This window comes from Kluyvera cryocrescens NBRC 102467 (assembly GCF_001571285.1).
GTDB classification, from domain to species: domain Bacteria; phylum Pseudomonadota; class Gammaproteobacteria; order Enterobacterales; family Enterobacteriaceae; genus Kluyvera; species Kluyvera cryocrescens.
Genome location: NZ_BCTM01000001.1, coordinates 201502 through 219984, shown reverse-complemented (window position 1 = coordinate 219984; position 18483 = coordinate 201502). Strand labels below are relative to the sequence as shown.

The 18483-nt window shown below is 40.9% G+C and carries 16 protein-coding genes and 1 pseudogene; all 17 read left to right on the top strand.

Features of this window, described 5'->3' with window-relative positions:
• Window position 1: 1 nt before the first annotated feature.
• The 17 genes and pseudogenes from wcaM (at window position 2) to gndA (ending at window position 18295) form a co-directional block, all read left to right on the top strand.
• A complete protein-coding gene (gene wcaM / locus KCR01S_RS01125; RefSeq protein WP_061279318.1) occupies window positions 2-1399 on the top strand; it encodes a colanic acid biosynthesis protein WcaM in 1398 nt (465 codons plus the stop codon).
• 133 nt (window positions 1400-1532) lie between these two features.
• A complete protein-coding gene (galF, locus tag KCR01S_RS01120; RefSeq protein ID WP_061279317.1) occupies window positions 1533-2426 on the top strand; it encodes a UTP--glucose-1-phosphate uridylyltransferase GalF in 894 nt (297 codons plus the stop codon).
• Window positions 2427-2709: 283 nt separating this feature from the next.
• A pseudogene (locus KCR01S_RS25555) lies at window positions 2710-3739 on the top strand (GDP-mannose 4,6-dehydratase).
• 29 nt (window positions 3740-3768) lie between these two features.
• A complete protein-coding gene (gene rfbD, locus KCR01S_RS01115) occupies window positions 3769-4668 on the top strand; it encodes a dTDP-4-dehydrorhamnose reductase (protein ID WP_061279462.1) in 900 nt (299 codons plus the stop codon).
• Window positions 4669-4719: 51 nt separating this feature from the next.
• Window positions 4720-5595, top strand: a complete 876-nt coding sequence (rfbA, locus tag KCR01S_RS01110) for a glucose-1-phosphate thymidylyltransferase RfbA (protein ID WP_061279461.1) — start codon at window positions 4720-4722, stop codon at window positions 5593-5595.
• A 5-nt stretch (window positions 5596-5600) separates the two neighbouring features.
• A complete protein-coding gene (rfbC, locus tag KCR01S_RS01105; RefSeq protein WP_061279316.1) occupies window positions 5601-6143 on the top strand; it encodes a dTDP-4-dehydrorhamnose 3,5-epimerase in 543 nt (180 codons plus the stop codon).
• Between the two features lie 9 nt (window positions 6144-6152).
• Window positions 6153-7574, top strand: a complete 1422-nt coding sequence (locus KCR01S_RS01100; RefSeq protein WP_061279315.1) for a lipopolysaccharide biosynthesis protein — start codon at window positions 6153-6155, stop codon at window positions 7572-7574.
• Window positions 7575-7585: 11 nt separating this feature from the next.
• Window positions 7586-8692, top strand: coding sequence for a dTDP-4-amino-4,6-dideoxy-D-glucose aminotransferase VioA (vioA, locus tag KCR01S_RS01095; RefSeq protein ID WP_061279314.1), 1107 nt, complete (start codon window positions 7586-7588; stop codon window positions 8690-8692).
• 8 nt (window positions 8693-8700) lie between these two features.
• Window positions 8701-9279: an acyltransferase gene (locus KCR01S_RS01090; RefSeq protein ID WP_061279313.1), complete on the top strand. Its 579-nt coding sequence runs from the start codon at window positions 8701-8703 to the stop codon at window positions 9277-9279.
• The gene (locus KCR01S_RS23730; RefSeq protein WP_072277052.1) at window positions 9276-10031 is read left to right on the top strand and encodes a glycosyl transferase; all 756 of its coding nucleotides are present in this window, start codon (window positions 9276-9278) and stop codon (window positions 10029-10031) included. Before KCR01S_RS01090 ends, KCR01S_RS23730 begins: the two co-directional genes overlap by 4 nt.
• Window positions 10018-10836: a hypothetical protein gene (locus KCR01S_RS01085; RefSeq protein WP_061279312.1), complete on the top strand. Its 819-nt coding sequence runs from the start codon at window positions 10018-10020 to the stop codon at window positions 10834-10836. Before KCR01S_RS23730 ends, KCR01S_RS01085 begins: the two co-directional genes overlap by 14 nt.
• Window positions 10833-11990 carry an oligosaccharide repeat unit polymerase gene (gene wzy / locus KCR01S_RS01080; protein WP_061279311.1) on the top strand — a complete coding sequence of 386 codons (1158 nt, stop codon included), beginning with the start codon at window positions 10833-10835 and terminating at the stop codon, window positions 11988-11990. The genes KCR01S_RS01085 and wzy overlap by 4 nt, the downstream gene beginning before the upstream one ends.
• The gene (locus KCR01S_RS01075) at window positions 11987-13093 is read left to right on the top strand and encodes a glycosyltransferase family 4 protein (protein WP_061279310.1); all 1107 of its coding nucleotides are present in this window, start codon (window positions 11987-11989) and stop codon (window positions 13091-13093) included. Before wzy ends, KCR01S_RS01075 begins: the two co-directional genes overlap by 4 nt.
• 1 nt (window position 13094) lies before the next feature.
• Complete coding sequence (locus tag KCR01S_RS01070; protein WP_061279309.1) at window positions 13095-13922, top strand: glycosyltransferase; 828 nt, start codon at window positions 13095-13097, stop codon at window positions 13920-13922.
• The gene (locus tag KCR01S_RS01065) at window positions 13919-15352 is read left to right on the top strand and encodes a mannose-1-phosphate guanylyltransferase/mannose-6-phosphate isomerase (protein ID WP_061279308.1); all 1434 of its coding nucleotides are present in this window, start codon (window positions 13919-13921) and stop codon (window positions 15350-15352) included. Before KCR01S_RS01070 ends, KCR01S_RS01065 begins: the two co-directional genes overlap by 4 nt.
• A gap of 12 nt (window positions 15353-15364) precedes the next feature.
• On the top strand, window positions 15365-16735 hold the full coding sequence (gene cpsG / locus KCR01S_RS01060) for a colanic acid biosynthesis phosphomannomutase CpsG (protein ID WP_061279307.1): 1371 nt from the start codon (window positions 15365-15367) through the stop codon (window positions 16733-16735).
• Between the two features lie 153 nt (window positions 16736-16888).
• Window positions 16889-18295 (top strand): NADP-dependent phosphogluconate dehydrogenase, encoded by a 1407-nt coding sequence (gndA, locus tag KCR01S_RS01055; RefSeq protein WP_052285265.1) that lies wholly within the window; start codon window positions 16889-16891, stop codon window positions 18293-18295.
• Window positions 18296-18483: the final 188 nt, after the last annotated feature.

Below are 18483 nucleotides of genomic sequence, written 5' to 3'. Positions count from 1 at the left end.
AATGCATACCTTAACCCGACGCTATTTTCTTACCGCAGGGGCGACGCTTGCCGCCGCTCTGCCCGTTCTCCCGGTCGCCGCGGCGCGTGCGGCGGGGAAGAACACGAGCGTAGATATTCGAGAATACCTGCAAAACGGTGACTGGATCCGTGCGTTCAATGAGGGTTTTCGCCAAACGGACAGCATTATCGTACCGGCAGAGGTAACCTGCGATAACATCAATGCGGCGATCACCATCCCACCGGGGAAAACGCTGCATGTCGCCGGGGGGCTGAAAGGTAACGGCCGCGGCCGGTTTATCTTACAAAAAGGCTGCCAGATCATCGGCAGCGGTAGCGGGAGCCTGTATAACATCACCCTGGATGTGCGCGGTGGCGACTGCACCATCGCCGGGCTGACCATGAGTGGCTATGGCCCGGTGGCGCAGATCTTTATCGGTGGCAAAGATAAAAATCAGATGCGCAATTTGACCATTACCCGCCTGACTATCACCAAAGCCAACTACGGCATTCTGCGACAGGGCTTCCATAACCAGTGGATCGACGTCAACATCACTCATTGCCACTTTAGCTATCTGCAGGGCGATGCCATTGAATGGAACGTGGCGATTAACGATCGCAATATTCTCATCTCCGACCACGTTATTGACCATATCGACTGCACCAACGGTAAAGTGAACTGGGGTATCGGCATTGGTCTTGCGGGCAGCACCTACGATAATGGCTATCCGGAAGAGCAGGCGGTCAAAAATTTCGTCGTCGCCAACATCACCGGCAGCAACTGCCGACAGCTGGTACACGTCGAAAATGGCAAACACTTTATTATTCGTAACGTGAAAGCCAGCAATATCACGCCGGATTTTAGTAAAAAGGCGGGAATAGATAACGCGACGGTAGCGATATATGGATGTGATAATTTCGTTATCGATGGTGTAGATATGGTTAATAGCGCAGGTATGCTAATTGGCTATGGTGTTATCAAAGGTAACTATCTGTCTATCCCGCAAAATTTACGCCTGAATAATATACAGCTGGATAATAGCCAACTGGCCTATAACGTCCGCGGCATCCAGATCTCCTCCGGCAATAATCCCTCATTTGTTTCCATCACCAACCTCACCATGACGCGCGCGTCGCTGGAAATCCATAACAAACCCCAACATTTTTTCTTAAGAAATATCAACGTAATGCAGGAGTCTACGCGCGGCGCGGCGCTGCAGATCAACTTCGATTTACGCCAGGACGTGCGCGGCAAGTTTATGGCGCGTAACGACACGCTGCTGTCGATGGCAAACGTCACAGCGGTGAATGAGAAAGGGCAGTCGTCGGTGGATATCGACCATGTCGATCAGCGGGTGGTGAATGTTGAAAGGTTGAATTTCACGCTACCGCGACGCTGAGCGCGATAAACCACTCTATTCTAGGACTACACTCAGGGATCTCACCTACTTGAATCAGTACTATGACAAAACAGAGTGGATTAAACATGTTTAATCGCTATAATTCATCAACCGAATATAGGTGGACAAGATAATGGTTAATTTGAAAGCAGTCATTCCGGTAGCAGGCTTGGGTATGAATATGTTACCCGCCACGAAGGCAATTCCTAAAGAGATGCTGCCGATCGTCGACAAACCAATGATTCAATACATCATTGATGAAGTCGTTGCTGCAGGGATCAAAGAAATCGTTCTGGTCACACACGCATCGAAAAACTCGGTGGAAAACCACTTCGACACCTCGTACGAACTTGAAGCACTGCTTGAGCTGCGCGTAAAACGCCAACTGCTGGCAGAAGTTCAGGCTATCTGTCCTCCTGGTGTGACAATCATGAACGTTCGTCAGGCTCAGCCTCTAGGCTTGGGTCACTCCATTCTCTGCGCGCATCCGATTGTCGGCGATAACCCGTTTGTAGTTGTCCTGCCGGATATCGTGCTGGACAATGCCAGCGCCGACCCGCTGCGCTATAACCTGGCAGCGATGGTTGCACGTTTCAATGAGACGGGCCGTAGCCAGGTGCTGGCAAAACGTATGCCGGGTGACCTTTCAGAATATTCTGTGATCAAGACTAAAGATCCGCTGGATGTCGAAGGTAAAGTGAGCCGTATCGTTGATTTTATCGAGAAACCAGATCAGCCGCAGGAGCTAGACTCAGATCTGATGGCCGTTGGTCGCTATGTACTTTCCGCAGATATCTGGCCGGAATTGGCGAAAACCGTGCCTGGCGCATGGGGACGTATTCAGTTGACTGATGCGATTGCAGAGCTGGCGAAAAAACAATCAGTTGATGCCATGCTAATGACCGGCGAAAGTTACGACTGCGGTAAGAAGATGGGCTATATGCAGGCGTTCGTGCAGTATGGGCTTCGCAACCTGAAGGAAGGGGCGAAGTTCAGGAAAGGGATTGAGAGACTGCTGACGGAGTAGGGTATTTAAGATGATTCTCAATCTAGTATAAAAGCACTGAATAAAACAGTGGAGATTATGGACTTCTGATTGTGAGGGACATAGTCGAAGCTGTTTTTTTGTTGAATAAAACAGCTGGTTAGAGGCAAAGGCAAGTAGATTCAACATGCTTTGGATGGTGTTTTTTATGCTGATACCTTATTGAGACTCAAATGTTGGGCCTAAATGTTGGTTGTAGGCATTATTTTTATACATAGTGGATTGCATGCAGTACGCTGGTAGCTGTTAAGCCAAGGGCGGTAGCGTGCCTATTTTTATTATAACAAGGGGTATTGGTTCTGCTGTAATTCTCTATATTATTAATTACACAAGGCTCTGCTATCATTGTAGCTAAGCTAACATATGTAGGAAATATTGAATCATTGGCTACAGTTGATGATAGAAAATGCTGTCATTTTGAACATGCAGATATATGTGATAGTAATGTGCGATGGTAGAAATATTTTCTAAACATCGACTGGACACAGTAATGTATTTGACGGTTGAAAGCCACGTCGATCGTTCTATTTTGGACCTGCTACGTTTATTGGCCTAATATAGTTGGAAATTATACACAGCAGAAGGTGGTTCGAAAATGCTGGGCTGAGAGAATAAAAACGGCCTTCTGTATTCATCATATTTCTACTGTTGGGTCTAAGGGGGATCGTTTCATTGTGATGATGTTGTCAAGAACAAGTATCTGCCGTTCTTTACAGATGAAACAGCATATAGTTCAAGTAGCCACTATTCAGCGTCATAAGCATCAAGTGATCATCTAGTTCGCACATGGCAACGTACTTAAGGTTTACCGACTCAGGTAACTAACTGTTCAAACAACTATGGTCTTTTTTCTTCCATGGAAAAGGATTCTTTCAGTCTTTCCTAATGCATTGGAAGGTAAGCCATTACTAACTATGGTAACGGTGAGCAGCTACGTTATTGGCTATAGTTGACGACCATGCCAGCGCATTATACTTGGTGTCTAAGCAATCAGAACCTAGTGAGAGTTACAATATTGGTGGTCACAATGAGAAGAAACTATAGAAGTTGTACGTACTATATGTGATCTTCTGGCTAAATTTATACCTCAAAATACCTCATATCGAGAACAAACTATCCATATGCGGGTCGACTAGACCACGATCGACGCTATGGGGTTGATGCACGAAATTTAGTCATGAGCTTCACTGGTAACCGCTGGAAAACTTTAAGAGGGGTGTTAGTAAATAGTACTTTGGTATCTGAATAACCCCTACTGGGTCGATGGCGTCAAAAATGGTACGTATAAAACCTAGATTGATCAGAATTATGGATGGAGACAATAGTGAAGATCTTACTGTTTGGTAAATCGGGTCAGGTAGGATGGGAGCTGCAACGGGCACTGATGCCATTAGGTGAAGTTATTGCGCTTGATGCTCAGGATAAAAAATATTGCGGTGATTTCAATAAACCACATAGTATTTCGGAAACCGTGCGTACCCTCCGACCAGACGTTATTGTAAATGCTGCGGCGTATACAGCTGTTGATAAAGCAGAAACAGAAAAAAAATACGCTCAGTTAATAAATGCGGATAGTGTAGAAGCTATTGCAAATGTTGCTGAGGAGTTAGGTTCATGGGTTGTGCACTACTCGACAGATTATGTTTTTCCAGGAACGGGAGAATTACCATGGAAAGAAACTGACCGACCGGAACCATTGAATATTTATGGCGAAACGAAATTGGCTGGTGAAAAATTATTACAACGATCTTGTTCTAAATACTTGATATTCCGTACTAGCTGGGTATATTCAAGTCGTGGAAATAATTTTGCCAAAACCATGTTGCGTTTAGCTAAAAATCGTGAAGAATTATCTGTAATCAATGATCAGTATGGTGCACCAACCAGTGCAGAGTTGCTAGCCGACTGTACAGCACATGCTATTCGGACAATAGAGAATAGGGCATCACTTGCAGGGCTTTATCATTTGGTTGCTAGTGGTACAACGACATGGTACGACTATGCAAATCTTATATTTGATGAGGCGCGTCGATTAGGGATTGAGCTTAAGATAAAAAAAGTAAATTCTATTCCTACTAGTTCTTATATCACGCCTGCATGTCGACCAAGAAACTCACGTTTGGACGCGAGTAAATTCCAGAGAGATTTTAATTTAGTCCTACCTCACTGGGATTACGGCGTAAAGAGAATGTTGTCTGAAATACGAGCAACTACATACATTTAAAAATAAATTTAATGCTGGAAACAGGTATTTAGTATGTTAAGAGAAAAAGAAATGAGTAAGCGCAAAGGCATCATTCTTGCCGGTGGTACCGGAACTCGGCTATATCCAGTAACAATGGCCGTGAGTAAACAGTTATTACCAATATATGATAAACCGATGATCTACTATCCACTTTCAACGCTTATGTTAGCTGGAATTAGAAATATTTTAATCATAAGTACAGAGCAAGATACTCCCAGGTTTGAGCAGTTGCTAGGTGATGGTAGTCAATGGGGACTTAATTTGCAGTACAAAGTACAGTCGAGTCCAGACGGTTTAGCACAGGCATTTATTCTTGGCGAAGAATTTATCGGAAGCGATGATTGTGCATTGGTTCTTGGTGACAATATTTTTTATGGTCATGATCTGCCTAATTTGATGGCAACAGCAGTCAACAAAGAAAGAGGTGCAACAGTCTTTGCCTATCATGTCAACGATCCTGAACGCTACGGGGTTGTAGAATTTGATAAACAGGGAATTGCGATCAGTCTAGAGGAAAAACCCCTGCACCCTAAAAGTAATTATGCGGTAACCGGCTTGTACTTTTATGATAATAGCGTTATCGAGATAGCAAAAAGCCTTAAGCCATCATTACGTGGAGAGTTAGAAATAACTGATATAAATCGTATTTACCTAGAGCAGGGGCACTTGTCCGTTGCAATGATGGGGCGCGGTTACGCATGGTTAGATACAGGGACTCATCAGAGTTTAATAGAAGCAAGTAACTTTATTTCAACAATTGAAGAACGCCAAGGGCTTAAGGTGTCCTGTCCGGAAGAAATTGCGTACCGTAAAGGATTTATTGATGCGGAACAGATCAAGAAACTAGCAGAGCCACTAAAGAAAAATAACTATGGCCAATATCTTTTAGGACTGATTAAGGATTAATTGTTATGAAGGTAATTAATACTAGCATTCCTGACGTTTTAATCCTTGAGCCTAAAGTATTTGGTGATGAACGAGGCTTTTTCTATGAAAGTTTTAATCAGCACGTATTCAGTGAAATTGTTGGTCATCCTGTAAATTTTGTTCAGGATAATCACTCAAAATCTTGTAAGGGTGTGTTACGAGGGCTTCACTACCAACTATCACCTCATGCTCAAGGGAAATTAGTTCGGTGTATCGCAGGCGAAGTATTTGATGTGGCAGTTGATATCCGAAAGAATTCAGAAACATTTGGTCAGTGGGTTGGTGTATCCCTATCAGGTAAAAATAACCGTCAACTATGGATACCTGAGGGTTTCGCACACGGTTTTTATGTTGTAAGCGATGAGGCTCATTTTTTATATAAAACAACAGATTACTATTACCCAGAGTTTGAACGTGGTTTACAGTGGAATGATAAACTACTAAATATAGACTGGAAGGTTAATGGGGAACTAATTATCTCCGATAAAGATAATAAACAACCTTCATTTAGCCATTTTCATTTGTGAATAACAGTGATGAAGAATAATAAGACTAAACATGGTCTAATATGGAGTGCAATCGAGAGAATTGGAACTCAAGGAGTTCAACTTATTATAATGCTGTATCTTGGGCGAATTCTCGGGCCAGTGGCATTCGGATACATTGGAATGCTGGCATTTTTTATTTCGCTAGCTCAAGTTTTTATTGATAGTGGCTTTAGTGCTGCACTTATAAGAAAAAATGATAGGACGGAAAAAGATCTTTCTACTGTCTTCATTTTTAATATAACACTATCAGTCGTTTTGTACCTTACCCTTTTTTTGACATCTAAATATATTGCGGGATTTTATGGTTTGCCAAAGCTAGAATCTTTGCTAGATGTGCTTGCAATATCAATCATTATTAATGCATTGACAATTATACCTAGAGTATTATTAACAGTTGAGGTTGATTTTAAAACACAGGCAAAAGTATCTTTATTATCTGTAATTATAAGTGGTACTTCAGCTGTGATTGTTGCCAGGATGGGGTTTGGGGTTTGGGCATTAATAACACAGACATTAATATATAGTCTTATAAACTGTATTTTAATCAATTATGCAAAGTTTTGGTATCCAAAGTACAGTTTCAATATAATGTCTTTCAGGTCGTTATTCTCATTTAGTAGCAAATTGCTGGTGTCGGGAATTTTAGATTCAATTGCTAATAATATCTATCAATTGGTGATAGGTAAAAGTTTTACTCCACAATTGGTTGGTCAATATACACAGGCAAATCAACTATCTAGTGTACCCGCAATGACATTAACAAATATTATTCAGCGAGTAACTTATCCTGTATTTTGCAATATGATGCATGATAAAAAATCGGTGGATGCAGCATTTATTGATACGATAAAAATTTCCAGTGCAGTTGTTTTTCCTATATTAGTTGGAATAGGAATTATTGCTAAACCTTTTTTGTTATTTTTACTCGGAGATGAATGGCGTTCTGCATCAGAAATGCTCTTATTTCTCTGCTTCGGCTATATGCTTTATCCTGTCCATGCAATTAACCTCAACATTCTGCAAGTAAATGGTAGAAGTGACCTTATATTGAAGTTGGAAGTCATTAAAAAAGGCCTATTGGCATTTATTCTATTGTTCACGATGAATATAAGTATCCAGGCTATGCTAGTTGGTCTTATTATTCACTCATATATTTGTTTTATATTTAATGCATATTTCACACAAAAAGTAACTACTATTACTGTAGGGAAGCAGATTTCATCACTCACGTCAACGTGGATTGGTTGCATGATAAGTGCATTTATAGCATATGAAATTAGTGATTTCATGCAATTTTCTAATATATATAAAGTTTTATGTATGATCATAATTAATATCATTCTATATATATTAATTATTAGACTTATTGATAAAAAGTTATTTAACAAAATCCTATCAATGATTAATTGATCGAGTAAAAAATGAATAATGATCTTATACCAGTGACACAACCTTCATTACCAGAACTATCAGAGTTTATTCCTTATCTTGAACAAATTTGGGAAAATAAATGGCTTACGAATAATGGTCCATTCCATCAACAGTTAGAAGCTGAACTTTGTGAACATCTTGGTGTCGAGCATATATCGCTATTTAATAATGCAACAATTGCATTAATCACTGCATTACAGGCGCTAAGAATTACTGGTGAAGTAATCACCACTCCATATTCATTTGTCGCCACATCACATTCTATTTTATGGAATGGTCTTACACCAGTGTTTGTTGATATAGAGAAAGATGGTTTCAACATTGATTATAAAAAGATAGAGGAAGCAATTACACCTAAAACATCTGCAATATTACCAGTTCATTGCTATTCAACTCCTTGTGATGTTGAGGGGATTCAGAAAATTGCAGATAATTATGGTTTAAAAGTAATTTATGATGCTGCTCATGCCTTTGGAGTTAATTATAAAGGTCAAAGCATCCTGAAATACGGAGATTTATCAATACTCAGTTTCCATGCTACGAAGGTGTTCAATACGTTTGAAGGTGGTGCAATTATCAGTCCAGATGCAAAAACAAAACTGAGAATTGACCGTTTGAAAAATTTCGGTATCGCAGATGAATTGACTGTAACTGCACCCGGAATTAATGGGAAAATGAGTGAGATTAATGCTGCTTTCGGACTAGTACAACTTAAGCATATTAAAAATGCTATTGAGAAACGTAAGCAGATAAATAAAATCTATCGAAAAGAATTAGCACAAGTGAATGGAATTACTATCTATCCTGAGCATAATTTAGCAAATAATAATTATTCATATTTTCCTATTTTGGTAGAGTCTAGTTTCAGATTAAGTCGTGATGAGTTATATGATCTTTTAAAAGCAAACAATATTCTTGCGCGGAAGTATTTTTACCCTCTTATTAGTAATATGCCAATGTATCGGGGTATTGAGTCATCAAAAGCATCTATGCTGCCGATTGCAAACGCAGTTTCAAGCAAAGTATTATGTTTGCCAATTTATAAAGATCTTACGATTGAAGATTTATTTAAGATTATAAATTGCATCAAAAGGTAAATAAGCCAATGGCATATTTGAGCCAAGATGAAATACATGATTTAGGATTCGGTAAAGTCGGTTGTAATGTGCTTATTTCTAACAAAGCATCTTTTTACAACTGCGGAAAAATAGAGATTGGTGATAATGTACGCATCGATGACTTTTGCGTTATTTCTGCTGGCGAGGGTGGGGTTTATATAGGTAGTTATATTCACATTGCAGTCTTCTGTTCAATTATCGGTGCGGGAAAAGTTTCGATTTCTAATTATGCGAATCTATCCTCCCGGGTGTCAATTTACTCAAGTAATGATGATTATTCCGGTCACTACATGACAAATCCTCTTGTGCCAATAGAGTTTATAAACGTTAGCAGTGGTTCGGTATTTATTGGTAAGCATGTGATAATAGGATCAGGGAGCGTTGTTCTTCCTAATGTTGTGATTAATGAAGGGGCTGTTGTTGGTGCTCTTACCTTAATTAAGGATACGTGTAAGGAATTTACGGTTTATACAGGTGTTCCGGCAAAGGCAAAAAAAGAACGAAGCCGTGATTTATTAAAAGTTGAAGAGCAGTTCATTCAGAAATATTTGAGGGGTGATAGTTGAAAGTAAATATTTATTTCAGACATACTGACATTAGCCGGGCAACCATAAATGGACGGCCTGATTGGTTCAGTCATGAAGCTTGTTTCAGAAATTTAATATCCACAATTGAGCGTTCAAAGTTCAATAGTAACGTCATTTTTAATTTTATCTTTGACGGTAACCCTGATATTTTGGATTCTGAACCATTATATAAACTATTTAAAAATTCATTATTGTGTAATAAAAAAATACATGTCATAAACGGCGGAGATCAGAGAAAAGCATGGCGTGCTTGTATTGACATAGTTTCATCTGATATCCGTAATATGGAAAGCTCGGATCTAATCTATTTGTTAGAAAATGACTATGTGCATTTACATAATTGGCTTGATGAATTGAATTCTTTAAATAATTCACTGATTAATTGGGATGTTATTAGTCTATATGACCATCCTGATAAATATCATGAATATTGTGAGCATATCGATGCGGGAAAAAATAAAAATCCGAAATCTTGTGTATACTTCACGGGAACACATCACTGGAAATTGGCTCCAAGCACCTGCGCAACGTATATTATGAGAGCTGATATGTTTGATAAACTAAAGACGATATTAAGCATGGGTATTTATGATTATAAATTATTTTTCATATTAACTAAAATATTGAGGAGAAAATTAATTTCCCCAATACCTTCTCTTTCTACGCATAGTATGGCAAGTTTATTGGCCCCCGCAATAGATTGGAGTTCTGTAATCAGTGGAAAAGAATAAATTATTCGTTGTGGCTTGCTCGTATTCAGTAACGCCCAAGAAAATCATTAACCAGTTGGAAAAATATCTAAGTGAATTTTCGCTTTCGGGGGTGATTGTTATTAACAATAGCCATGGATTTGAATTTGAACATAAAGACTTTCTGATAATAAGAGGGGATAATAGTCTTTTTGAGTTCTCTGCATATGACCAAGGTATTCAAAGTTTATTAACTATTCATCGTAATGAGTTATCAGCACCTATACTAATCATAAATGATACGTTATTTACTAAGCATAATACAAAATTTATTCTGACAAAAACCATAGCTTATTATAATGCTATATCCAGAATTTCAGTTTGTGCGATGGCTGGTCGATTTGATCCTTATAATAATATTTGTTTCTCTAGTCCATGGAGTAATTATCCAGGTTATATTTCTTCATTCTGTATGCTAGTGAATCAAGAAGCTGGAATGAAAATTTTAGATTGTTATTCTAAACTTCCGGACAACTTTAATAACAATACTATTAACATTAAGGATAAAGATTGGGGGAACGGAATTGAACCTAAGTTAAAAGAATTTATTAGAAGCCATCTTCTTGATACTGAAACTGACACCGTCTGGTATCAGGCTAGATTGTATAAAGATAATAATTTCCGCTTAGATACTAAAGCTAAATGCGTGTTTATGGAGCACTATATTTCCGGTAAGGTAGGTGCCAGTGGTGTATTGCTATCAATCATACCAACTTGGAAGGGGCGATTATTACATTTTCTTAATGAACAGTGGGCTAAAATGGCAAGAGTCTTTTCACGGATATGACTTATAAATATTATACGCTGCCAATTACAGCATTTATTTTAATATTAAATGTATGTGCTGCTTACATTATCTTTTCAGACCAAAACAATCTTATTGGTGATTTGGTAGGTATCAGTACAACGCAACATTCTGTTATATATTCTTTATTTTTGATAGCAATAAGTCTCATTGGTATGGCTTTGCTATTTGACATGCTTGAAAAAATAAAACCCTTATTAAGTATTAAGGATAGTGATATTTTTCCATTGATTTTAATTACATTGGAATTATCATTTATTATATATGTTCAGTTTACTGGTTTTTTTGTTGCTGGAAATAATGCAAGGGCTGGGACGCTTATTTCAGCTTTTTTTGTTCTGATTAATATTGATGTTCTTGTACTTATATTTATTACTCATTGTAAGGATTCTAAATATAAAGGTTTGATTACAGCCCTCTGGGTTTTATCATTTATTCAGAGGGGCTGGATTTCATATTTATTTCTCTTGATATTAATAACTTATGTTGGGCGTAGGGTTAAAAATAAAAATAATTGGAAGATTGGTATTGTAACCGTGTTATTTGTTTTGATTTTGCCGTATGTTCAAAATTTGAAAAACGACATTAGAAATACAGGCGGAAATGAACTTCCGGTGTCATACTCAGAATCCATTGGTCAACAACTTAAAAAGGTAATTGACCGGGTACAGACTGTTTCTCATGTTGCTTTCATTCTCGATAATGAAGTTAATTTGCAAAAATTAAAAAATAGCAGGGTCTCTACTGATTTTTATCAGGAAAATATATCGTCAGTTTTTTTAAATAAAATAAACCTAAAAAATGATGCGTTGAATACATCAGACCTTTTGGCAAAATACATAGCAACTGATTATGATACCTCGTGGAATGTCAACCCTTCTTTAGTAGGGTGGATTATTATTCAAAACGATTATTATTTACTTCCAGTCTTATGGGTTATATTTCTTTGCTTGGTGTTTACGATGCTATCGAAGGCAATTTCAAATGATGAATATACGCAGAACATGCGTTGGTTATTCTGGCTTGTTTTTTTATTCCCTGGTTGGATATTTCAATTTTCTTCGGTTATTTTGTCTCTATTCATTTACATCTTAATACATATTGCAATAGGAAAATTTAAGAGATTTATTTTATGAAAAAAATAATGATTAATTTACTTTCATTCTCCGAAGAGAAATATTATGGAGTTGGGGTCTATTTTAGAGATGTTATTGCTAGTAATATGAATGAAATATTTATGTGTGATGATTGTGAAATAACCATAATTCATCTCGAACATATTTCAATTGGAAAAATGTTCCCAATTCCTGAAAGGGATAATATCAAATACCTACCCATTGGTGGGTTGTATAGCCGAGTTCGCCGGGTTATATTTGAACAGGTGAAATTACCATTCATGCTCCGTGGTTTTAATGTTATTTACTCCCCCAATAATATTAATCCAGTCCTTCTTCCGCATGCGTGTAATTCAATTATTACCATCCATGACTTGCTCCCTTTTAAAAAAGAAAATCGTTTTGGTTTGATTCAGCGAATTTATCTGCGATTGTTTACAGCTTTATGCTCTCGCTCGGCTAAAAAAATTGTCACAGTTTCACATTACTCAAAGGATGACATCACCAGAACCTTAAATGTGGATAAAGATAAAATAAAAGTCACTTACAATGTCCTTTCTCAGCAGAAAATGAAAATTATTAATACACATGATAAAATTGCTGATGAATATTTTTTCAGTGTTGGTGCGTTGCAAAAGGATAAGCAATTCGACTTGATGATTAACGCTTTCAATGATTATATTAGTAATAACCAAACAGAATGTCATTTAGTTATAGCTGGGGGTGATCAAGGTGCAAAAGATGAGTTGTCAGAACTTATTAAAAAATTAGGGCTGACGGAAAGAGTTCACCTGCTGGGATATATATCAGAAGACGACAAATGGTCCTATTATGCTGGCTGTACGGCACTAATATTACTGGGGAAAAATGAAGGATTTGGCATACCAGTGCTGGAAGCTATGAGTTTATATAAACCCTCTATTGTTGCAAATACCGGTGCGCTACCTGAAATTGTGGGTAAGGTAGGATTTGTTGTGAAATCTGACTCTGAATCAGTTGCTCATGCAATGTCTGTAGCAAATAAAACAAAAATTGAGTTTGATGCTTTTGAACAAGAATTAAAACGGTTTTCAAAGGCGAAACAAGTTCATGTATTAAGTGAGCTGTTTGAAAGGTGTTTCTAATATGTCATATATAAATGAAAAATTCTCTGTCTTAATGGCAGTGTATTACAGGGATTCACCGGATTTTCTTGAACAGTCACTCTTATCTATATATCAGAATGATACTCCTCCAACGGAGGTTATTATTGTTCGCGATGGTCCTGTAACAAATGAAATAGGACTGGTAATTGAAAAGTGGGAATCGCTTCTTCCAATTATTTACGTGTCTCTTGAGGAAAATATGGGGCTTGGGGTTGCGCTTAATTATGGGTTGACCTTTTGTCATTATGATATTGTTATTCGCGCGGATTCCGATGATGTTAATAGATATAATCGATTTTCAGTTATAATGGATTTTATGGCTAAAAATCCAGACGTTGACATCGTAAGTTCATGGATTGAAGAATTTCAATATATTCCAGGTGACTCGGGTTTGGTAAAAAAGGTTCCCTCCAAGTCAGATATTATTAAATATTCAAGGACACGTTCGCCATTCAATCATCCAGCAGTAGCTTTTCGTAAGGAGAAGATATATCATGTCGGTGGCTATGGCAATGAATATTTATATGAAGATTATGCCCTGTGGTTGAAACTACTTTCCAAAGGATATATTGGGGATAACATTCAGGATGTGTTGGTTGATATGCGTTTCTCGATAGAAACCACAAAAAGACGTGGTGGTTGGAAATATGCAATATCTGAAATAAAGGCTCAGTATCATTTTTATAATAATAATTACATTACCTTTTGTGACTTTCTACGAAATGTTTTTCTTCGCTCTACGGTTAGAATATTGCCTGCAAATATCCGCGGCTTTATTTATAAAAAGATAATTAGGGGGATTTTATGAGTTCTTTATTGATTCCTGTTATTCTAAGCGGAGGTAATGGTTCGAGGTTATGGCCTCTCTCCCGAGAGGAATATCCTAAGCAGTTTCTAAAACTAATGGGTTCATTGAGTCTGTTGCAGGAAACAGTTTTAAGGCTGAATGCTCTAAATTGTCATAAGCCACTCGTTATTGCGAATGAATTACACAGATTTGTTGTTGCTGAACAGTTAAGGGAAATAGGGCAGTTAGATAGCAATATTATCCTCGAGCCTGTTGGTAAGAATACAGCACCGGCCATTTGTCTTGCAGCATTGATTTCTTTAATGAAGCATACTGATGCTGAGCCTCTGTTGCTTGTTTTAGCAGCAGATCATGCAATACAAGATACAGAAAACTTTTGTGATGTAATTGCTAGTTCGGTAGTGCTTGCTGAACAGGGGAAGCTAGTTATTTACGGTATCAAGCCTACACATCCTGAAACGGGGTATGGTTATATCCACAGTGGTGGGGTTGTATATTCAAGCCCCTTATTTTCAGCTAATGCAGTTCAAGCCTTTGTTGAGAAGCCTGATATTATAACGGCCGAAGAGTATTTTTCGTCAGGAGAGTACTCTTGGAATAGCGGAATATTTATGATGAAGGCAAGTTGTTACATTGAAGAATTAAAAAAATACCGCCCGGATATTTTAGCCTCTTGTCAAGAGGCTGTGCAGTCGGAAAATATTGATTTGGATTTTATTCGCATTGATGCTGAAAAATTTTCTCAGTGTCCTGATGAATCGATCGATTATGCCATCATGGAAAAGACTAATAACGCAGTTGTTATCCCCATGGATATCGGTTGGAGCGATATAGGATCTTGGTCTTCTCTTTGGGATTTGAAGCTGAAAGACGAATCAGGCAATGTAAATGTTGGTGATGTTGTCAGTGTTGATACTCATGATAGTTATATTCATTCGGAGTCATCTTTGGTTACGACGCTAGGGGTAAGCAACTTAGTCATAATTCAAACCAAAGATGCGTTACTCGTTGCTGATCGCAATAGAGTTCAGGAAATAAAGGATATTGTTACTGAGATAAAAGACTCAGGGCGTCATGAACACCGTGTTCATCAGGAATTTTTCCGCCCATGGGGGAAATACGATTCAATTGATGAGGGGGTACGTTATCAAGTCAAGCGTATCACAGTAAAGCCAGGTGAGGGTTTATCCTTACAGTTGCATCATCATCGTGCTGAACACTGGGTTGTTGTTGCTGGGGTTGCGTTGGTAACGATAAATGGATGCGAAAAATTATTATCTGAAAATGAGTCAGCGTATATCCCTGTTGGTGTTAAACATTGCCTTGAAAACCCAGGTAAAATCCCTTTGGAAATCATTGAGATACATTCGGGATCTTATCTAGGGGAGGATGATATCATTCGATTCTCTGATAGATATGGCAGAACTTGATCTAAGGTCCCCATGAAGACGCTTAACTGTTTTAAAGCCTACGACATTCGTGGCAAGCTGGGCGAAGAGCTCAACGAAGATATCGCCTGGCGCATTGGCCGCGCCTACGGTGAATACCTGAAGCCGAAAACCATCGTGCTGGGCGGCGATGTGCGTCTGACCAGCGAAGCGCTGAAGATGGCCTTAGCACGCGGCCTGCGCGATGCGGGCGTAGATGTGCTGGACATCGGCCTTTCCGGTACCGAAGAAATTTACTTTGCCACTTTCCATCTCGGCGTCGACGGCGGCATTGAAGTCACCGCCAGCCATAACCCGATGGACTACAACGGCATGAAGCTGGTGCGCGAAGGCGCGCGCCCGATCAGCGGCGACACCGGCCTGCGCGATGTGCAGCGTCTGGCCGAGGCCAATGACTTCCCGCCGGTGGATGAAAACCAGCGCGGCAGCTACCAGAAAATTAACCTGCAGGATGCCTACATCGACCATCTGCTGGGTTATATCGACGTCAAAAACCTGACGCCGCTGAAGCTGGTGGTGAACTCCGGCAACGGCGCGGCAGGTCCGGTGATTGATGCGCTGGAAGCCCGCTTTAAGGCGCTGAACGTGCCGGTCAATCTGATTAAAGTCCATAACACCCCGGACGGTACTTTCCCTCACGGTATTCCCAACCCGCTGCTGCCGGAGTGTCGCGATGACACCCGTGATGCGGTGATCAAATACGGCGCCGATATGGGTATCGCCTTCGACGGTGATTTTGACCGCTGCTTCCTGTTCGACGAGAAAGGGCTGTTTATCGAGGGCTACTACATTGTTGGCCTGCTGGCGGAAGCCTTCCTCGAGAAGAACCCCGGCGCGCGCATCATTCACGACCCGCGCCTGTCCTGGAACACCGTCGATGTGGTGACGGCAGCGGGCGGCACGCCGGTGATGTCAAAAACCGGCCATGCCTTTATTAAGGAACGGATGCGCCAGGACGATGCGGTGTACGGCGGTGAGATGAGTGCCCACCACTACTTCCGCGACTTTGCCTACTGTGACAGCGGCATGATCCCGTGGTTGTTGGTCAGCGAACTGTTGAGCCTGAAGGGCAAAACGCTGGGCGAACTGGTGCGCGACCGAATGGCGGCCTTCCCGGCAAGCGGGGAAATTAACCGTAAGCTGCTGAAACCTGCCGAGGCGATTGCTCGCGTGGAGACACATTTTGCTGGTAGCGCGCTTGAGATCGACCGCACCGACGGCATCAGCCTGGCGTTTGCCGATTGGCGTTTCAACCTGCGTTCCTCAAATACCGAACCGGTGGTGCGCCTGAATGTGGAATCTCGCGCAAATATCTCTTTGATGAAAGAAAAGACGTCAGAGATCCTTCAGCTGCTGGGAGAATGACCAGAAACGGATCTGGCTTTCGCAAGTTTATTCAATACGTGTGACTTATCTCAACAAAAGCTATTCATTTTAATGCTTCCTGAGCTAACATCTATCGCACATTTAAAACCGTGCACCACTCGCGCGGTGACCATCCCCTGACAGGAGTATGTAATGTCCAAGCAACAGATCGGCGTTGTCGGTATGGCAGTGATGGGGCGCAACCTGGCGCTCAACATCGAAAGCCGTGGTTATACCGTCTCCATCTTCAACCGCTCCCGTGAAAAAACCGAAGAAGTCGTTGCCGAGAACCCGGGTAAGAAACTGGTTCCGCACTATACGGTGAAGGAGTTCGTCGAGTCTCTTGAAACCCCACGTCGTATCCTGTTAATGGTGAAAGCGGGCGCAGGCACCGATGCTGCCATCGATTCCCTGAAGCCGTACCTCGATAAAGGCGACATCATCATTGATGGTGGTAATACCTTCTTCCAGGATACTATTCGTCGTAACCGTGAACTGTCTGCGGAAGGCTTCAACTTCATCGGTACCGGCGTTTCCGGCGGTGAAGAGGGTGCTCTGAAAGGCCCATCCATCATGCCTGGCGGTCAGAAAGAAGCGTACGAGCTGGTTGCTCCGATCCTGACTAAGATTGCTGCGGTTGCCGAAGACGGCGAACCGTGTGTGACTTATATCGGTGCTGATGGTGCAGGCCACTACGTGAAAATGGTTCACAACGGTATTGAATACGGCGACATGCAGCTGATTGCTGAAGCTTATTCTCTGCTGAAAGGCGGTCTGAACCTGTCTAACGACGAGCTGGCCACCACCTTCACCGAATGGAACGAAGGCGAGCTGAGCAGCTACCTGATCGACATCACCAAAGATATCTTCACTAAGAAAGACGAAGAAGGTAAATACCTGGTTGATGTGATCCTGGATGAAGCGGCCAACAAAGGCACCGGTAAATGGACCAGCCAGAGCTCTCTGGATCTGGGCGAGCCGCTGTCTCTGATCACCGAATCCGTATTCGCTCGTTACATCTCCTCCCTGAAAGAGCAGCGTGTTGCAGCATCTAAAGTGCTGACTGGCCCGCAGGCTAAACTGGCTGGTGATAAAGCTGAGTTTATCGAGAAAGTCCGTCGTGCACTGTACCTGGGCAAAATCGTCTCCTACGCACAGGGCTTCTCTCAGCTGCGTGCCGCTTCTGACGAATACAACTGGGATCTGAACTACGGCGAAATCGCGAAGATCTTCCGCGCGGGCTGCATCATTCGTGCGCAGTTCCTGCAGAAAATCACCGACGCCTACGCTGAAAATGCGGGTATCGCGAACCTGCTGCTGGCACCGTACTTCAAAAACATCGCTGACGACTACCAGCAGGCGCTGCGTGACGTTGTTGCTTACGCGGTACAGAACGGTATCCCGGTACCAACCTTCTCTGCAGCAGTCGCTTACTACGACAGCTACCGCGCAGCGGTACTGCCAGCTAACCTGATTCAGGCTCAGCGTGACTACTTCGGTGCGCATACCTATAAACGCACTGATAAAGAAGGTGTGTTCCACACCGAATGGCTGGATTAATCTGATTTAAGCCAACCGTAAATGCAGGCCCGGAGCGCTCCTCCGGGCTTTTTTATGTCCAGAAAACCGCATTCAGTCAGGTCTGATAGCCGCCGTTGCAGTAAATCGCGATATACTGACCCCACGCTTACCCGATAGCACAACGTTGGGTTCCACGGTGGTGACGTGTTCACCTTCAAATGTTTAAC

Excerpts from the sequence above, each read along its gene's own strand:
- wcaM (WP_061279318.1), top strand. The coding sequence starts at position 2 with ATGCATACCTTAACCCGACGCTATTTTCTTACCGCAGGGGCGACGCTT.
- galF (WP_061279317.1), top strand. The coding sequence starts at position 1,533 with ATGGTTAATTTGAAAGCAGTCATTCCGGTAGCAGGCTTGGGTATGAAT.
- rfbA (WP_061279461.1), top strand. The coding sequence starts at position 4,720 with ATGAGTAAGCGCAAAGGCATCATTCTTGCCGGTGGTACCGGAACTCGG.
- rfbC (WP_061279316.1), top strand. The coding sequence starts at position 5,601 with ATGAAGGTAATTAATACTAGCATTCCTGACGTTTTAATCCTTGAGCCT.
- KCR01S_RS01100 (WP_061279315.1), top strand. The coding sequence starts at position 6,153 with ATGAAGAATAATAAGACTAAACATGGTCTAATATGGAGTGCAATCGAG.
- vioA (WP_061279314.1), top strand. The coding sequence starts at position 7,586 with ATGAATAATGATCTTATACCAGTGACACAACCTTCATTACCAGAACTA.
- KCR01S_RS01090 (WP_061279313.1), top strand. The coding sequence starts at position 8,701 with ATGGCATATTTGAGCCAAGATGAAATACATGATTTAGGATTCGGTAAA.
- wzy (WP_061279311.1), top strand. The coding sequence starts at position 10,833 with ATGACTTATAAATATTATACGCTGCCAATTACAGCATTTATTTTAATA.
- KCR01S_RS01075 (WP_061279310.1), top strand. The coding sequence starts at position 11,987 with ATGAAAAAAATAATGATTAATTTACTTTCATTCTCCGAAGAGAAATAT.
- KCR01S_RS01070 (WP_061279309.1), top strand. The coding sequence starts at position 13,095 with ATGTCATATATAAATGAAAAATTCTCTGTCTTAATGGCAGTGTATTAC.
- KCR01S_RS01065 (WP_061279308.1), top strand. The coding sequence starts at position 13,919 with ATGAGTTCTTTATTGATTCCTGTTATTCTAAGCGGAGGTAATGGTTCG.
- cpsG (WP_061279307.1), top strand. The coding sequence starts at position 15,365 with ATGAAGACGCTTAACTGTTTTAAAGCCTACGACATTCGTGGCAAGCTG.
- gndA (WP_052285265.1), top strand. The coding sequence starts at position 16,889 with ATGTCCAAGCAACAGATCGGCGTTGTCGGTATGGCAGTGATGGGGCGC.